The 15,035-nt window shown below is 69.1% G+C and carries 10 protein-coding genes; 4 read left to right on the top strand and 6 right to left on the bottom strand.

All coding sequences use genetic code 11. The features are described from left to right. Positions 1 to 103: 103 nt before the first annotated feature. Positions 104 to 874, top strand: coding sequence for a phytanoyl-CoA dioxygenase family protein (locus tag RB628_RS08885; protein ID WP_318319761.1), 771 nt, complete (start codon positions 104 to 106; stop codon positions 872 to 874). A 113-nt stretch (positions 875 to 987) separates the two neighbouring features. Here the strand turns inward: RB628_RS08885 and RB628_RS08880 are convergent, their stop codons facing one another. Beyond that, a complete protein-coding gene (locus RB628_RS08880; RefSeq protein WP_318319760.1) occupies positions 988 to 2,697 on the bottom strand; it encodes a glycoside hydrolase family 6 protein in 1,710 nt (569 codons plus the stop codon). Positions 2,698 to 2,779: 82 nt separating this feature from the next. Continuing rightward, positions 2,780 to 4,270, bottom strand: coding sequence for a cellulase family glycosylhydrolase (locus RB628_RS08875; protein ID WP_318319759.1), 1,491 nt, complete (start codon positions 4,268 to 4,270; stop codon positions 2,780 to 2,782). 276 nt (positions 4,271 to 4,546) lie between these two features. On the opposite strand from RB628_RS08875, the gene RB628_RS08870 reads away from it, so the two are divergent. Both RB628_RS08870 and RB628_RS08865 read left to right on the top strand, forming a co-directional pair. Beyond that, positions 4,547 to 7,462 carry a glycoside hydrolase family 48 protein gene (locus RB628_RS08870; protein WP_318319758.1) on the top strand — a complete coding sequence of 972 codons (2,916 nt, stop codon included), beginning with the start codon at positions 4,547 to 4,549 and terminating at the stop codon, positions 7,460 to 7,462. Between the two features lie 243 nt (positions 7,463 to 7,705). Further along, entirely contained in the window at positions 7,706 to 10,372 is a 2,667-nt protein-coding gene (locus RB628_RS08865) for a cellulose binding domain-containing protein (RefSeq protein ID WP_318319757.1), read from the top strand. 70 nt (positions 10,373 to 10,442) lie between these two features. Here the strand turns inward: RB628_RS08865 and RB628_RS08860 are convergent, their stop codons facing one another. Together RB628_RS08860 and RB628_RS08855 are read right to left on the bottom strand one after the other, a co-directional pair. After that, positions 10,443 to 12,335, bottom strand: a complete 1,893-nt coding sequence (locus tag RB628_RS08860) for a rhamnogalacturonan lyase (protein ID WP_412180617.1) — start codon at positions 12,333 to 12,335, stop codon at positions 10,443 to 10,445. A gap of 58 nt (positions 12,336 to 12,393) precedes the next feature. Then, positions 12,394 to 13,371, bottom strand: coding sequence for a YafY family protein (locus tag RB628_RS08855; protein ID WP_318319756.1), 978 nt, complete (start codon positions 13,369 to 13,371; stop codon positions 12,394 to 12,396). A gap of 60 nt (positions 13,372 to 13,431) precedes the next feature. Between RB628_RS08855 and RB628_RS08850 the strand changes: the two genes are divergently transcribed. Next, positions 13,432 to 13,911 carry a hypothetical protein gene (locus tag RB628_RS08850; protein WP_318319755.1) on the top strand — a complete coding sequence of 160 codons (480 nt, stop codon included), beginning with the start codon at positions 13,432 to 13,434 and terminating at the stop codon, positions 13,909 to 13,911. Between the two features lie 18 nt (positions 13,912 to 13,929). Here the strand turns inward: RB628_RS08850 and RB628_RS08845 are convergent, their stop codons facing one another. After that, positions 13,930 to 14,670 (bottom strand): class I SAM-dependent methyltransferase, encoded by a 741-nt coding sequence (locus RB628_RS08845; RefSeq protein ID WP_318319754.1) that lies wholly within the window; start codon positions 14,668 to 14,670, stop codon positions 13,930 to 13,932. A 21-nt stretch (positions 14,671 to 14,691) separates the two neighbouring features. After that, positions 14,692 to 14,997, bottom strand: a complete 306-nt coding sequence (locus RB628_RS08840; RefSeq protein WP_318319753.1) for a 4a-hydroxytetrahydrobiopterin dehydratase — start codon at positions 14,995 to 14,997, stop codon at positions 14,692 to 14,694. Positions 14,998 to 15,035 lie beyond the last annotated feature (38 nt).

Below are 15,035 nucleotides of genomic sequence, written 5' to 3'. Positions count from 1 at the left end.
CGGGGCCAGTCCTGTTGCCGTTACGGCAAACGCGGATGCCCCCTCGAACGCACATGGCAAAACTCGGATGCGCCCGCCCGCCCCGCTCCCCCACGATGTCCGTATGGACGACGAGCTGGTGGAGCGCTTCCTCGAAGACGGGTTCGTGAAGATCGAGGGTGCCTTCCCACCGCGCGTCGCCGAGCACTGCGCACGGCTGCTGTGGCGGGAGACGGGGTGCGACCCGGACGACCCGGACACCTGGACGGAACCCGTGCACTGGGTGTCGGACATGGCACAGGGCCCGTTCGCCGCCGCGGTCAACACCCCTGTGCTGCATGAGGCGTTCGACGTGCTGGTGGGCGAGGGCCGCTGGGCGTCGCGCTATTCGCTGGGCAGCTTTCCGCTGCGGTTCCCGCACGAGGAGGAACCGGACGACGCCGGCTGGCACATAGAGGGCAGCTATGTCCCCGAGGGCGCGACCTGGCCGTACACGAACCTCCGCTCCCGGGACCGGTCCCTGCTGATGCTGTTCCTGTTCAGCGAGGTCGGTGAGACGGACGCCCCGACGCGCATCCGGGTGGGCTCGCACCTGGACGTACCGGCACTGCTGGAGCCGTACGGCGAGGAGGGCGTCTCGGGCCTGGAGGCAGCCCCGGAGCTGGTGGCGGCCTCGGCACACCGGCCGCTGGCCCACGCCACCGGCCGACCCGGCGACGTATACCTCTGCCACCCTTTCCTGGTCCATGCAGCGCAGCCGCATCACGGGACACGACCGCGCTTCATGGCCCAGCCACCGCTGCATCCTGCGGTGCCGTACGAGCTGGAACGCGCGGACGGGAACTACTCCCCGGTGGAACTCGCGATCCGCCGGGGACTGGGAGAACCCGCCTGAGCGGGTCCGATGGAGGCCGGCCGCACACCCGCGCCCCTCAAGGAGCGCGGGAAACTGCGCGACCAACCCCCACCGGACCCGCGGTAAAAAGCGAACCGCCGATCCAGCGGAGCTCAAAGCGCCGGGTAGGCGTTCCTCATCAGCTCCTGGAACTGCGCGGAGAACCAGTGCCCGGAAACCGGCGAGTTCGGCAGCGCACCCGACAGGTTGTTGCCGTTCCGCGGGTTGCCCGTGTAGGTCGGGTCGCACATCTGGTCGAAGCCCTTGCCCTCGTCGTTCGGGATCGCCGAGCTGGAGCCGTCGGACTCGCCCGGAGGCTTCATCCACACGTATGCGTCGATCCCGGTCGCCGGAGCGGCCTGCGGGCGCTCGCCCAGGCCCGCGCCGGACTGGTTGCACCAGTTGCCGACGTGGATGCGCCGGTCGTAGCGACCGCCGTCCACGTACGTGTCGACCGTGGTCGTCGCACCGGGTCCGGCGGGCCGTGCGGCGCCGCCCCAGCCGTTCCTGGACGTGTCGATCAGCATGCCGATGGTGGACGGGAAGCCGACCGTGACCAGCTGGTTACGGAAGGCCTGTGCGAAGGAGAGCTCGTCGGTGTACCGGTTCCAGTCCACCCACTTCGACTCGCGGACGGACTTGCCGGCCACGGTGTCGTTGATGGTGAAGTTGTTCTCCTTCAGGGCGCTGTAGTTCGCCGTGTTGGTGATGAACCCGTGCACGTCGTTGACCGTCGCGCCCTCGGCGGTGGCCGCCTGCTTGAACACGTCGGCGGAGGGGCCGAAGTTGTCGTCCCAGCCGATCCAGCCGTGGTGGCCGGCGTCGACGTAGTTGTAGACGTTGGGCACGTCACCGAGCTTGTTGAGCGCGTAGCCGACGCCCTTGACGTAGTTGCCGTTCGCCTTCATCACATCGCACGCGGGCGTTGCCGTGGGCCGGCTGCCGGTGTTGGTGACGAGGTTGGGCAGCGAGTCGATCTCGACGGTCGTGACGATGCGCAGGCCCGCGTACTTGGTGTCCGCGAGGATCGCCGCGATCGGGTCGATGTACTGGGTCTTGTACGTGTCGATCTCCGTCGGGCCGAGTTCGCCGTTGGAGGCGAGGGCGGCGCAGTCACGTCCGGGCAGGTTGTAGATGACCAGCTGGATGACGAGTTCGCCGGTGCCCTTCTGCTGGAGGGCCGCGTCGAGGTGGGCGCGCAGGCCCATCCCGCCGTTGACGCCGTTGATGGCTGCGGTCCGGTCCAGCCAGACGCCGGTGGGCTGGTTGGAGATCCGGCTGCCGCCCGTCTCGGCGGCGGCCTTCGCCGACCATTCCGGGTTCACGTACACCTGGGCGCCCGTGTACGGGTTGTCGACCCTCGTGCCGGTACCCGGGTCCGGGTCCGTGGGACCGCCTCCGCCGTCGTCGACGTTGCAGGTGACGCCGTCGAGCGTGAAGGAGGTCGGGAGCGCGTTCGTGCCGCTGTAGCTGCCGTTGAAGCCGAAGCTCACCGAACTCCCGGTGGCGAGCGTGCCGTTGTAGGACTCGTTGGACGCGGTCACGGCGGTGCCGCTCTGGGCGAATTTCGCGTTCCAGCCGCTGGTGACCTGCTGGTTACCGGCGTACGACCACTTCACGGCCCAACTCGACTTGGCCGCGCTGTTGTTGGTCACGGTCACAGCGGCGGTGAAGCCGGTGGACCACTGGTTCTGCACGTTGTAGTCGACGGTGCAGGGGATCGCTGCGATGCCGATGTCGGCGGGCGCGGCGGCGACCGCGGCGCCGGTCGCACCGGCGACCAGCGCCATGGCGGCGAGGATCGCTGTTCTGGTACGGCTCATGGGTGCGGGTGTCCTCTCGTTTTCCGGTGGGGTGAGGAGCGCCTTGCTGTGATGGGGAGTTGGTGCGCGAACCGATGGAGCACTAACCGATGGCGCGCAGGTGGTCGCGCAGTCCGATTCCGAAGGCCGTGGGTGTGCCGTCGTAACCGGAGATCAGGGCCGGGCCGGAAGCACAGTTCCAGGTGTTCCAGGTCCAGCCGAGGTAGGACAGGGAGCGGTCGTCGAACCACTTCATGACCCTGTCGATGAAGGAGTGCGCACAGGTGTTCTCGCCGATCTCGCCCGCCACCAGCGGGACCTGGGCGGCGACCGGCGCGAGCGTCGAGTCCCAACAGCTTTCGTTGGCACAGGAGTTGAAGTTGTAGACATGCCAGGCGGCGGCGAGATTGCCCGCCGGGTCGGTCGGCCGGTACGTCAGCCACTGGCTGAGGTCGTTCGAGTAGGCGAGCCCGCCGGCCAGGATCACGTTCTTTGCGCCGGTGGCCCGGACCGCGTCGATCAGGTCCTGCATACCGGCGACCTCATAGCCGATGCCGGGGCAGGTGCCACCGTCCCGCCAGCAGGTCCAGGCCTGAGCCGCCGTGGAGGTGGCGCGGTCCGGGTAGGGCTCGTTGAACAGGTCGAACACGACGGCCGCGTCATCCTTGAAGGTGTTCGCGACCGAGGTCCAGAAGGTGGGCGTGTGCTGCATGTTGGGCATGGGCTTCTGGCAGCTGGCGTGCACGTCGGAGCAGCCGGCCGAGTTGCCCGTGTACTGGCCCCAGGTCCAGTGGAGCTCGACCATCGGCGTCATTCCGTGCGCCTTCACCTTCGCCACCAGGTCCCTGACGGCGGCGATGTAGTTGGCGCCCGCGTACTCGGGTTTGATGTTGGAAAGTCCGAGCCAGCACTCCTCGTTCAGCGGGATGCGTACGGTGTTGACGTTCCAGTCGGCGATCGCCTTCACGGAGGCGTCGTCGACCGGCCCGTCCCAGATGCCGTTGCCCTGGACGCACGCGAACTCGCCGCCGGAGCGGTTGACGCCGAGCAGCCGCCGGGTGGCGCCGCCGGAGTCGACGAGCTTGTTGCCGGACACGCGCAGGACGGGGGGACCGTCCTCGGGAACCGGCGGGTCGGTGGGCGGTGTGGTCGGTGTCGGTGTCGGAGTCGGCTCCGAATCCACGTTGCATGTCGTCCCGTTGAGCTTGAACGACGCCGGTACGGGATTGCCCCCGGACCGCGAGGCGAGGAACCCCGCACTGACGCTCGCCCCCGTGCCCAGCGAGCCGTTGTAGCTCTCGTTGGCCGCGGTGACGGTGATGCCGGACTGGGACCACTTGGCGTTCCAGCCCTGGGTGAGCTTCTGACCTGCGCCGAAGTCAAATGTGAGACTCCAACTGCTGAGTGCCGTCAGGTTGTTGGTGACCCTGACGGAGCCCTGGAAGCCGGCGTCCCACGTACTGGTGACCGAGTACTCCACCGTGCACGCGGAGGTGGCTCCCGACGCCGTCACGACCGGCGCGACCGCGGTGCCCACAAGGGCGACGGCGGCGCCGACAACGACTAAAAGGCCTGAACGCGGGGGGTGTCGCATGAGCGACTCCTTGCAGATCGGGCGCGTCGTGGCGGACGCGTCGACTGATGGAACCGCTCCCACTGGTGTCTACGAAGTTAGCGCCAAGTGACGGCAAAGGACAGAGGGGTTGGCGTGTTTCCATCAGATGTCGTCGTCGAATCATTTCGAGTCTTCAAACACCTTGACCCTTGACACGCCTGTCTTCAATATGGGAGCGCTCCCACTGGTTCAAGGCTTGTTGCTCTCCCCACTTCTCCACGAGCACCTCCGAGCCCGCTAGGAGGAACCAGCACCATGCACCCCCGACACAGACGCCGCGTCACGCGGCGGTTCTGGACCGCTGTCGTGGCGGTCCTCGCCCTTCCCCTCACCATGCTCGCGACCGGCACAACTCCCGCACAGGCAGCGGCAGTTCAGTGCAACGTCGACTACAGGACGAATGACTGGGGTTCCGGTTTCACCGCGGATCTCACGATCACCAACCGCGGTACGGACGTCATCAGCGGCTGGACACTGACGTACGCCTACGCGGGCAACCAGAACCTCAGCAACGGCTGGAACGGCACCTGGTCCCAGTCCGGCCAGACGGTCACCGTGCAGAACGCCACGTACAACGCGACGATCGCCGCCGGCGCGTCGGTCAGCACGGGCGGACAGTTCACGTACAGCGGCGCCAACGCGGCGCCGACCTCGTTCGCGATCAACGGGACGACCTGCGCCGGGGCCCACCAGCCGCCGGTCACGGTGCTGACCAGCCCGGCCGCGGGCGCTGTCTACTCGCAGGGTGCCGCGGTGTCGATGGCGGCCACGGCAGCGGCGGCGGACAACGCCACGATCACCAAGGTCGAGTTCTACGACGACACCACGCTGCTCGGCACGGACACGACCGCGCCGTACACGCACTCGGCCACCGGCCTGACCGTGGGCAGCCATTCGCTGCTGGCCAAGGCGTACGACAGCCTGGGCGCCTCGGCACCTTCCACACCTGTCGGCATCACGGTCGCCTCGGGTCCCGCCGTGGTCGCCGTACCGACCCAACTCGGCGTGCAGCAGAGCCAGTCGGCGACGTACGACGTGAAGCTCTCCACACAGCCGAGCGCGAACGTGACCGTGACGACGGCCCGGGCGAGTGGCAACACGGGCCTGTCCGTGTCGGGCGGGGCCTCACTCACCTTCACTCCGTCGAACTGGAACACGGCCCAGAAGGTGACCATCGCCGCCAATGCGACGGGCACCGGATCGGCGGCCTTCGACTCGACGGCCACCGGCCATGCCAAGGCGACGGTCACCGTCACCCAGCTGGCGGCCTCCAAGGTGTACGACGCCCGGTTCCTGGAGCTCTACGGCAAGATCACCAACCCGGCGAACGGCTACTTCTCACCCGAGGGCATCCCCTACCACTCGGTGGAGACGCTGATCGTCGAGGCGCCTGACCACGGCCACGAGACCACGTCGGAGGCGTACAGCTACCTCCTGTGGCTCCAGGCCATGTACGGCAAGGTGACGGGCGACTGGAGCAAGTTCAACGGCGCCTGGTCGATCATGGAGCAGTACATGATCCCCACCCACGCCGACCAGCCCACCAACTCCTTCTACAACGCATCGAAACCGGCGACGTACGCTCCCGAGTACGACCTGCCGAGCCAGTACCCGGCCGCGCTCGACACCGCGGTCCCGGTCGGCCCCGACCCGATCGCCGCCGAGCTGAGGACCGCGTACGGCACGGACGACGTGTACGGCATGCACTGGCTCCAGGACGTCGACAACGTCTACGGCTTCGGCAACTCGCCCGGCAAGTGCGAGGCGGGCCCGGCGGACACCGGCCCCTCCTACATCAACACCTTCCAGCGCGGACCACAGGAATCGGTCTGGGAGACGGTTCCGCAGCCGACCTGCGACGCCTTCGAGTACGGCGGCACAAACGGGTTCCTGGACCTGTTCACCGGCGACGCTTCGTATGCGAAGCAGTGGAAGTTCACCAACGCCCCGGACGCCGACGCGCGCGCCGTACAGGCCGCTTACTGGGCGGACATCTGGGCGAAGCAGCAGGGCAAGGGCGCCGACGTGTCGGCGACCGTCGGCAAGGCGGCGAAGATGGGCGACTATCTGCGCTACGCCATGTACGACAAGTACTTCAAGAAGATAGGCAACTGCGTCGGCCCGACCGCCTGCCCGGCCGGTACCGGCAAGGACGCCTCGCACTACCTGATGTCCTGGTACTACGCTTGGGGCGGCGCCACCGACACGGCGGCCGGCTGGGCCTGGCGCATCGGCTCCAGCCACACGCACGGCGGCTACCAGAACCCGCTCGCCGCGCACGCCCTCGCCAACTACGCGCCGCTGAAGCCCAAGTCGACGACCGGGCAGGCCGACTGGGCCAAGTCCCTCGACCGGCAGATCGAGTTCTACCGCTGGCTGCAGTCCGACGAGGGCGGCATCGCGGGCGGCGCCACCAACAGCTGGGCGGGGCGGTACGCCACTCCCCCGGCCGGGACGCCGACCTTCTACGGCATGTACTACGACGAGAAGCCGGTGTACCACGACCCGGCGTCCAACCAGTGGTTCGGCTTCCAGGCGTGGTCCATGGAACGCGTCGCCGAGTACTACCAGCAGACGGGCAGCGCCGCCGCGAAGACCGTCCTGGACAAGTGGGTCGACTGGGCGCTCTCCAGGACGACCATCAACCCGGACGGCACGTACCGCATCCCGTCGACGCTCCAGTGGTCGGGCGCCCCCGACACCTGGAACGCCTCGACTCCGGGTGCGAACGCGGGACTTCACGTCACCGTCGTCGACTACACCAACGACGTGGGTGTGGCGGCCGCGTACGCCAAGACGCTTACGTACTACGCCGACCGCTCCGGTGACACCGAGGCGGCGACCACGGCGAAGGCGCTCCTCGACGGCATGTGGTCCAACCACCAGGACACCCTGGGCATCGCCGTCCCGGAGACCCGCGCCGACTACAACCGCTTCGACGACGCCCTGTACGTCCCGAGCGGCTGGACCGGCACGATGCCGAACGGCGACACCATCAACTCGTCGTCCACCTTCGACTCCATCCGCTCCTTCTACGAGGACGACCCCAACTGGTCCAAGATCGAGGCGTATCTGGCGGGCGGCGCCGTGCCCTCGTTCACCTATCACCGGTTCTGGGCCCAGGCGGACATAGCCCTCGCCATGGGTTCGTACGCGGAGCTTCTCGAATAGCCCCCGCCGAGCGCTCCGCGGGCTGACGGACACAGCCCCGCCCCCCTGTCGGGGGCGCGGGGCAGGCACCGCTCCTTCCGTGGAACCGCTCGAAAGCTCCGCGTGCGCGGTCTCGTCACCGGACGACGAGGCCACCTTGCCGGGCGGCCCCCACCCGCACTGGGGGCCGCCCGGCAACTCTCGCGCTGCATAGCAAGCGCTTACCGTCCGGCGCCTCGATCCCCCCACCCGGAAAGGACCCCCATGCGAAGAACCCGTATCCTCACGGCCGTAATGGCCCTGGCCGCAGGCCTGTTGGCGGGCAGTCCACTTGCTCTCGCCGCCCCGAGCACCGCAGACGTGACGCTCGCGGCCGACACGTACACCTGGAAGAACGCCCGGATCGACGGCGGTGGATTCGTCCCCGGCATCGTCTTCAACCGCACCGAGAAGAACCTGGCGTACGCCCGTACGGACATCGGCGGCGCCTACCGCTGGCAGGAGTCGGCGAAGACGTGGACCCCGCTGCTGGACTCGGTCGGCTGGGACCGCTGGGGTCACACCGGTGTGGTCAGCCTCGCCTCCGACTCCGTCGACCCGAACAAGGTGTACGCGGCTGTCGGCACGTACACGAACAGCTGGGATCCCGGAAACGGTGCCGTGCTGAGGTCCGGTGACCGGGGCGCGACCTGGCAACGGGCCGACCTGCCCTTCAAGTTGGGTGGCAACATGCCCGGCCGGGGCATGGGTGAGCGTCTCGCGGTCGACCCGAACAGGAACAGCGTGCTGTATCTGGGCGCGCCCAGCGGCAAGGGGCTGTGGCGGTCGACGGACTCGGGGGCGACCTGGTCGCAGGTGGCGGACTTCCCCAACGTCGGCAACTACGCGCAGGATCCGACGGACACCAGCGGGTACGCCAGTGACAACCAGGGCATCGTCTGGGTCACCTTCGACGAGTCGACGGGTACGTCGGGCAGCGCGACCCGAACGATCTACGTCGGGGTCGCCGACAAGGACAACGCGGTGTACCGCTCGACCGACGCGGGCGCGACCTGGTCGCGGCTGGCCGGGCAGCCCACCGGCTATCTGGCCCACAAGGGCGTACTCGACGCGAAGAACGGCTACCTGTACCTGCCGTACAGCGACAAGGGCGGCCCGTACGACGGCGGCAAGGGCCAGTTGTGGCGGTACGCAACAGCCACCGGCACGTGGACGAACATCAGCCCGGTCGCCGAGGCGGACACCTACTACGGGTTCAGCGGTCTGACGATCGACCGGCAGAACCCGGGCACGGTGATGGCGACCGCGTACAGCTCGTGGTGGCCGGACACACAGCTCTTCCGCTCCACGGACAGCGGGGGCACCTGGACGAAGGCCTGGGACTACACCTCGTACCCCACCCGCTCCAACCGCTACACGATGGACGTCTCGTCCTCACCGTGGCTGACCTTCGGCGCGAACCCGTCACCGCCCGAACAGAGCCCGAAACTGGGGTGGATGACGGAGGCGCTGGAGATCGACCCGTTCGACTCGAACCGCATGATGTACGGAACGGGTGCGACGATCTACGGCACCGAGAACCTCACGAACTGGGACAGCGGCAGCCAGTTCAGCATCAGGCCGATGGTCCAGGGGCTGGAGGAGACGGCGGTCAACGACCTGGCCGCTCCCCCTTCGGGCGGCGCTCTGCTGCTCAGCGCCCTGGGTGACATAGGTGGCTTCCGCCACACGGATCTCACCAAGGTCCCCTCGATGATGTTCACTTCGCCGAACTTCACCTCGACCACGAGCCTGGACTACGCCGAGACGAACCCGGGGATCGTGGCCCGCGTCGGCAACCTGGACTCGGGTCCGCACGTCGCGTTCTCGACGGACAACGGCGCCAACTGGTTTGCGGGGACGGACCCTTCGGGGGTCTCGGGCGGCGGCACGATCGCGTCGGCGTCGGACGGCAGCCGGTTCGTGTGGAGCCCGGAGGGCACGGGTGTGCAGTACGCGACGGGCTTCGGTACGTCGTGGTCGGCGTCGACGGGTATCCCAGCGGGCGCGATCGTCGAATCGGACCGGGTGGACCCGAAGACGTTCTACGGTTTCACGTCGGGGAGGTTCTATGTGAGTTCGGACGGCGGAGCGACCTTCACGGCATCCGAGGCCACTGGTCTCCCGGCCGGCGACAGCGTGCGCTTCAAGGCCCTGCCGGGCACGAAGGGCGACATCTGGCTGGCGGGCGGCACGACGGACGGCGCGTACGGCCTGTGGCACTCCACGGACGGCGGTACGACCTTCGCCAAGCTGTCGAGCGTCGACCAGGCCGACACGATCGGCTTCGGCAAGGCGGCGACGGGAGCGACGTACCAGACGCTCTACACGAGCGCGAAGATCGGCGGCGTACGCGGCATCTTCCGCTCCACGGACAAGGGCGCGACCTGGACGCGCATCAACGACGACGCCCACCAGTGGGGTTGGACGGGCGCGGCGATCACCGGTGACCCGAGGGTGTACGGGCGCGTGTACGTGGCGACGAACGGGCGCGGTGTCGTGTACGGCGAGTCGTCGGATGCGGGCGGTGGCGACGGGGGCGGCGGTACGGATCCGACGCCGGCCCCGACCGGGGCCTGTGCGGTGACGTACAAGGTCACCAGCGAGTGGTCGGGCGGCTTCCAGGCCGACGTACAACTCAGCAACACGGGCACAACTGCCTGGAGCGGCTGGTCACTTGGCTGGTCCTTCCCGAACGGCCAGACCGTCTCCCAACTCTGGAACGCCGAGTACACCCAGTCGGGTGCGGCGGTGACGGCGAAGAACGTGAACTGGAACGCGAACGTGACGGCGGGTTCGTCGGTGAGCTTCGGGTTCACCGGGAGCTGGTCGGGGACGAACGCGAAACCAGTGGCCTTCAAGCTGGGTGACCAGTCCTGCACAGTGAACTGACGCACTCCGGTGGGAAACGGGACGGCGGTCGTGCGGAGCCCGCACGACCGCCGTCCCCTGGTTCCGTCCGTCAGGGCGCGTACACCGTCGGCCTGGGTGCCGTCGGCATGCCGTTGCCGATGAAGAAGCTGGGGTGCGGCGGCTGGTTGTACGCCGTGTTCTGCCAGGCGATGCCCGTGCGGTACATCGTGTCGTGCAGCAGGGTCGTGATCTTCGTCGTCGTCTCGATCGGCGTCGAGTAGATGCGCAGGGCCGTGTTCGCGCTCGTCGCCCAGACGACCTCCTCGCGCCAGTCGCCGAAGAGGTCCCCGGAGAGCGCCGGCGTGGCCTTCGTGCCGTTGTTGGAGTGCACGGACGCGCCGGTCAGCAGACGGGTGTCGGAGGACGTGCCGTACTTGTCGATGCGGGTGCCGTCGAGGAGTTCACGGACCGTGTCACCGTCCCACCAGGAGAGGAAGTTGACGGAGGACGGTTCACGGCCCTTGGTGGCGCCGGCCTCGTCCCGGATCGAGGTGTCCGAGGCCGACCAGACCTCCGCTCCGTCGTTGCCCGCGTAGATGTCCCCGGCGACCCCCCGGCCGTTGTCGCAGCAGGCGGCGAGGCTCCAGTTGACCGTGCCGTTGGCCGGGTTGATGTACAGCTCGGCCGGCTGGGAGGTGGACTCGGACACCTTGAAGTACTCCAGGCCTGCGCGCGCCGGGTCCAGGTCGCCGAGGTGCTGTGCGTCGCCGTGGCCGGTCCTGGTCGTCCACAGACCGTTGCCGTTGTCGTCGACGGCCATCGCCCCGTAGACGATCTCGTCCCTGCCGTCGCCGTCGACGTCACCGACGGACAGGCTGTGCGAGCCCTGGCCGTCAAACCCCCTGCCGCTGTTGGTGGATGAGCTGGAGTCGAAGGTCCAGCGACGCGTGAACGCCCCGTTCCGCCAGTCCCAGGCCGCGATGACCGAGCGCGTGTAGTAGCCGCGCGCCATGATCAGGGAGGGGCGGGCGCCGTCCAGATAGGCGGTACCGGCGAGGAACCGGTCGACCCGGTTGCCGTAGGAGTCGCCCCACGAGGAGACGGTGCCGCGTGCCGGGACGTAGTCGACGGTGCCCATCGCCCTGCCGGTCTGCCCGCTGAACATCGTCAGGTACTCGGGTCCGGAGAGCACGTATCCGCTCGAATTGCGGTAATCGGCCGACGAGTTGCCGATGACCGCGCCCGTCCCGTCGACCGTCGCGTCCGCCGTCTTCATGGCGACCTCGGCCCTGCGGTCGCCGTCGTAGTCGTACACCTGGAACTGCGTGTAGTGCGCGCCCGAGCGGATGTTGCGGCCCAGGTCGATCCGCCAGAGGCGGGTGCCGTCGAGCTTGATCCCGTCGACGATCGTGTTGCCGGTGTACCCGGACTGGGAGTTGTCCTTGGCGTTGGTGGGCTGCCACTTCAGTACGAAGTCGAGCGCGCCGTCACCGTCCAGGTCGCCGACCGAGGCGTCGTTGGCCTCGTAGGTGTAGGCGACACCGTCGGGGGTCGTGCCGCCGGCGGGCGGAGTGATCGGAACGTCCTTGTATCCGGTGCGGAACTGGATCGCGTGGACGGAGTCGGCCTGTTCGACGCCGCCGACTATCGCGCGGACCGTGTAGTCGGCCTGAGCCGGGGCGCCAGAGTGGAAGTAGTTCGTGGATGCGGTGACCGGCGTCGAGTTGACCTTCGTTCCGGCCCGGTAGACGTTGAAGGACACGTCGTTCGGGTCGGTGCCGAGCCAGCGCCAGCTGACCAGGTTGCCGCTGTCGGTGTGCACGCTGACGACACCCCGGTCGAGCGCCTCGACCTGACGGGCGGTGGCGGCCTCGGCCGGTGTGGCGGAGAGCGAGATGAGCCCTGCGGCTGCGAGGGCTCCGGCGGTCACGGCGGACAGGAGAGTCCGGCGTCTGGTGCGGGTGGGGGGATGGGGCTGGGCATGCGGCTGCGGGTGCTGCACGGTACCTACCTCCTGCGGGGCGGACGGGTTCCACTCCTCAGTCGCCGCCGCCCGCAGGCTAGTTGCCGCTCGGTTGCGGGGAGTTGGCGTATCCGGCGTATCTGGCGGCCAGTTCGGTCACCGTCCGCGCGATCCGCTCCCGCAGCTCGGCCGGCGCCAGCACCTCGACACCCGTCCCCAGCCTCAGGAACTCGTCGTGGGCGCGGTCGACGGACTCGATGGGAACCGTCGCCAGGGTCCAGCCCTGCTCATCCGTACGGCCGTTGGCCTCGGCGGCGTGGGCGGCGGGCCCCGCCGGCCGCACCCCGGGCGCCAGCCGCACCACAGCCTCGCCGCGATACAGCCGGTCGTGGAAGTCACGCTGGTACGCCGTCCAGTACGCGGCCAGGTCGAACCCCTCGGGCCGCTCGAACTCCTCGTCGCACGCCGCCAGTTCGAGGATCTGGTCGACCCGGAACGTACGCGGCCCGGGCCCGGCGACCACGTACCACCGGCCCGCCTTCAGCACCAGCCCGTACGGTTCGAGCCGCCGCTCCACGTCCGTGGGCTCGCGCCAGCGGCGGTAGCGCACACGCAGCGCCCGCCCGCGCCAGACCGCGTCCGCGACGGCCGGAAGGTACGGGGTGTCGTCGGCGTCCGCGTACCAGCCGGGCGCGTCGAGGTGGAAGCGTCCGGCGACCCGGTCGGCGTGCTCACGCAGCTCGGCCGGGAGTGCGGCACGCACCTTGAGCTGGGCGGCGGCCAGAAGCGGGCCGAGGCCCAGCTCGGCGGCTGGACCCGGAACACCGGCGAGGAAGAGTGCCTCGGCCTCGTCCGCGGTGAGGCCGGTCAGACGGGTGCGGTAGCCGTCGAGCAGACGGTAGCCACCGGCATGGCCCGCGTCGCCGTAGAGCGGCACGCCCGCCGCGCTCAGCGCCTCGACATCCCGGTAGACCGTACGCACCGAGACCTCCAGCTCCTCGGCGAGCTGGGCGGCGGTCATCCGCCCACGGGTCTGAAGCAGCAGCAGCACGGACAGCAGCCGACTGGATCTCACGGAAACCTCACCCACTTCCCTGACACAGGATGTCAGGGAAGTGGGCCTAGTTTCCCTTCCATGCCCTTCACCGAAAAACTGCTGACCGTGCCGCCGCCGATCGAGGTGGCCGGACGGCACATCAAGCGCTACCACGTCACGGCGGCCCCGGACGGCATCACACCCGACGTCGAGGAGGCCGCGTACGCGATGCTGCCGAAACTGCTTCCGGAGCCGGACGGCACACCGCCCGCGACCTTCGTGGTCCTGCACCGGGGCGGCGACGACGGCGCCTACCTCAACGCCTACAGCTGGGTGTGGGACAACGTCCTGCACTTCCGGGGCGCGGCGGCGGGCCAGCCGGCGCTGGGCTGCCCGGACCGGGATCCCACGCACTTCATCGCGCCTGACGTCCCCTGGATCGGCTGCGTCTGGGAGCTGCCACCGATCCTGCACGAACGCGATGCCTGGGTACGGCACCTGCTGACGCCCCAAGTACCGGACCTGGACGCCTACTTGGCGGACTCCCTGCCCGAGGGAACCACGGGAGACCGCTCATGAGCGGCCCGCGCGGAAGCACTACGGTTTCCGGAACGCCCGCAGTGTGAACACCGGGTCCGGGCGTGGCCGGTCCTGGTCGGGCAGCGCCTCCAGACGCGCGGCGAAGCCGTCGGCCAGGGGGTCGCCCGGCGGCAGCGTCATGAACCAGCCGCGCCGCAGGTCCGCGACGGCCTGCCGGGGACTGCGCCCCTGTCCGCGCCCCCGGAACCGCGCCTGACCGGCCGGAACCAGCCCGTGCCCGACGGCATGCGCCTCGACGACAGCGGCCTCGTCCAGCGCCGCGCGCCACGGGCGGGAGGCGAGGACAGCGTCGATGTCACTGCCCACGTTGTGCGAGGCGCCCTTGTCGACGGTGGTGATGTACACCCCGCCCGGTCGCAGCACCCGCGCGCACTCCCCGATGACCCCACCCACATCCTCGGGCCGCCCCGCGAGATGAAGCAGCCACACACTGGTAACCGCATCCAACCGGCCATCCGCAAACGGGAGTCGACGACTGTCCGCGAGTACGACGGCACCGGGCAGGCGGGCGGCGGCGCGCCTGGCCATCGCGTCGGTCAGGTCGACGCCCACCACCCGCGTCCCGTCCCGTGCCGCCGCGAGCCGCCGGGTCACGATGCCTGTACCGCACCCCGCGTCGAGCAGGGTGCGCGCCGTTTCGGGCACGAGACTCAGCACGGCCTCCGCGGCGGCGGCCGCCCTGGGCTCGCCGCCGCGCGAGGCGTCGTACCGCGACGCCTCATGGTTGTAGTCCAGCACGATCTCGGTCCCGTGGCCCGGTCAGCTCGCCCCGTGGCCCGGTGCGAGGTCCTCGACTCTGCGGGCGAGCTCGAAGTCTCGGTCCGTGACAGCACCGCCCGCGCTGTGGGTGTGCACGGTGAGCGACACGGTGTCGTAGCCGAGGGTGAGGTCGGAGTGGTGGCCCAGTTCCTCCTGGACCTGGGCGATGTGGACGACCAGTGCCGTCGCCGCGAAGTGCGAGCCGAGGCGGTAGGAGCGGGCGATACGGTCTCCGTCGAGTGACCAGCCCGGCAGCTCCGCCAGCCGGTCCTCGATCTCCTTCTGCGACAGCGCTTCGACGGGCATGACCACGCTCCTTCCACGACGAGGGGTACCCTCCCAGC

This window comes from Streptomyces sp. ADMS (genome assembly GCF_033441795.1).
Lineage (GTDB): Bacteria > Actinomycetota > Actinomycetes > Streptomycetales > Streptomycetaceae > Streptomyces.
This window is presented reverse-complemented; position numbering and strand designations above follow the sequence as displayed.

Excerpts from the sequence above, each read along its gene's own strand:
- RB628_RS08885 (WP_318319761.1), top strand. The coding sequence starts at position 104 with ATGGACGACGAGCTGGTGGAGCGCTTCCTCGAAGACGGGTTCGTGAAG.
- RB628_RS08880 (WP_318319760.1), bottom strand. The coding sequence starts at position 2,697 with ATGAGCCGTACCAGAACAGCGATCCTCGCCGCCATGGCGCTGGTCGCC.
- RB628_RS08875 (WP_318319759.1), bottom strand. The coding sequence starts at position 4,270 with ATGCGACACCCCCCGCGTTCAGGCCTTTTAGTCGTTGTCGGCGCCGCC.
- RB628_RS08870 (WP_318319758.1), top strand. The coding sequence starts at position 4,547 with ATGCACCCCCGACACAGACGCCGCGTCACGCGGCGGTTCTGGACCGCT.
- RB628_RS08865 (WP_318319757.1), top strand. The coding sequence starts at position 7,706 with ATGCGAAGAACCCGTATCCTCACGGCCGTAATGGCCCTGGCCGCAGGC.
- RB628_RS08850 (WP_318319755.1), top strand. The coding sequence starts at position 13,432 with ATGCCCTTCACCGAAAAACTGCTGACCGTGCCGCCGCCGATCGAGGTG.
- RB628_RS08840 (WP_318319753.1), bottom strand. The coding sequence starts at position 14,997 with ATGCCCGTCGAAGCGCTGTCGCAGAAGGAGATCGAGGACCGGCTGGCG.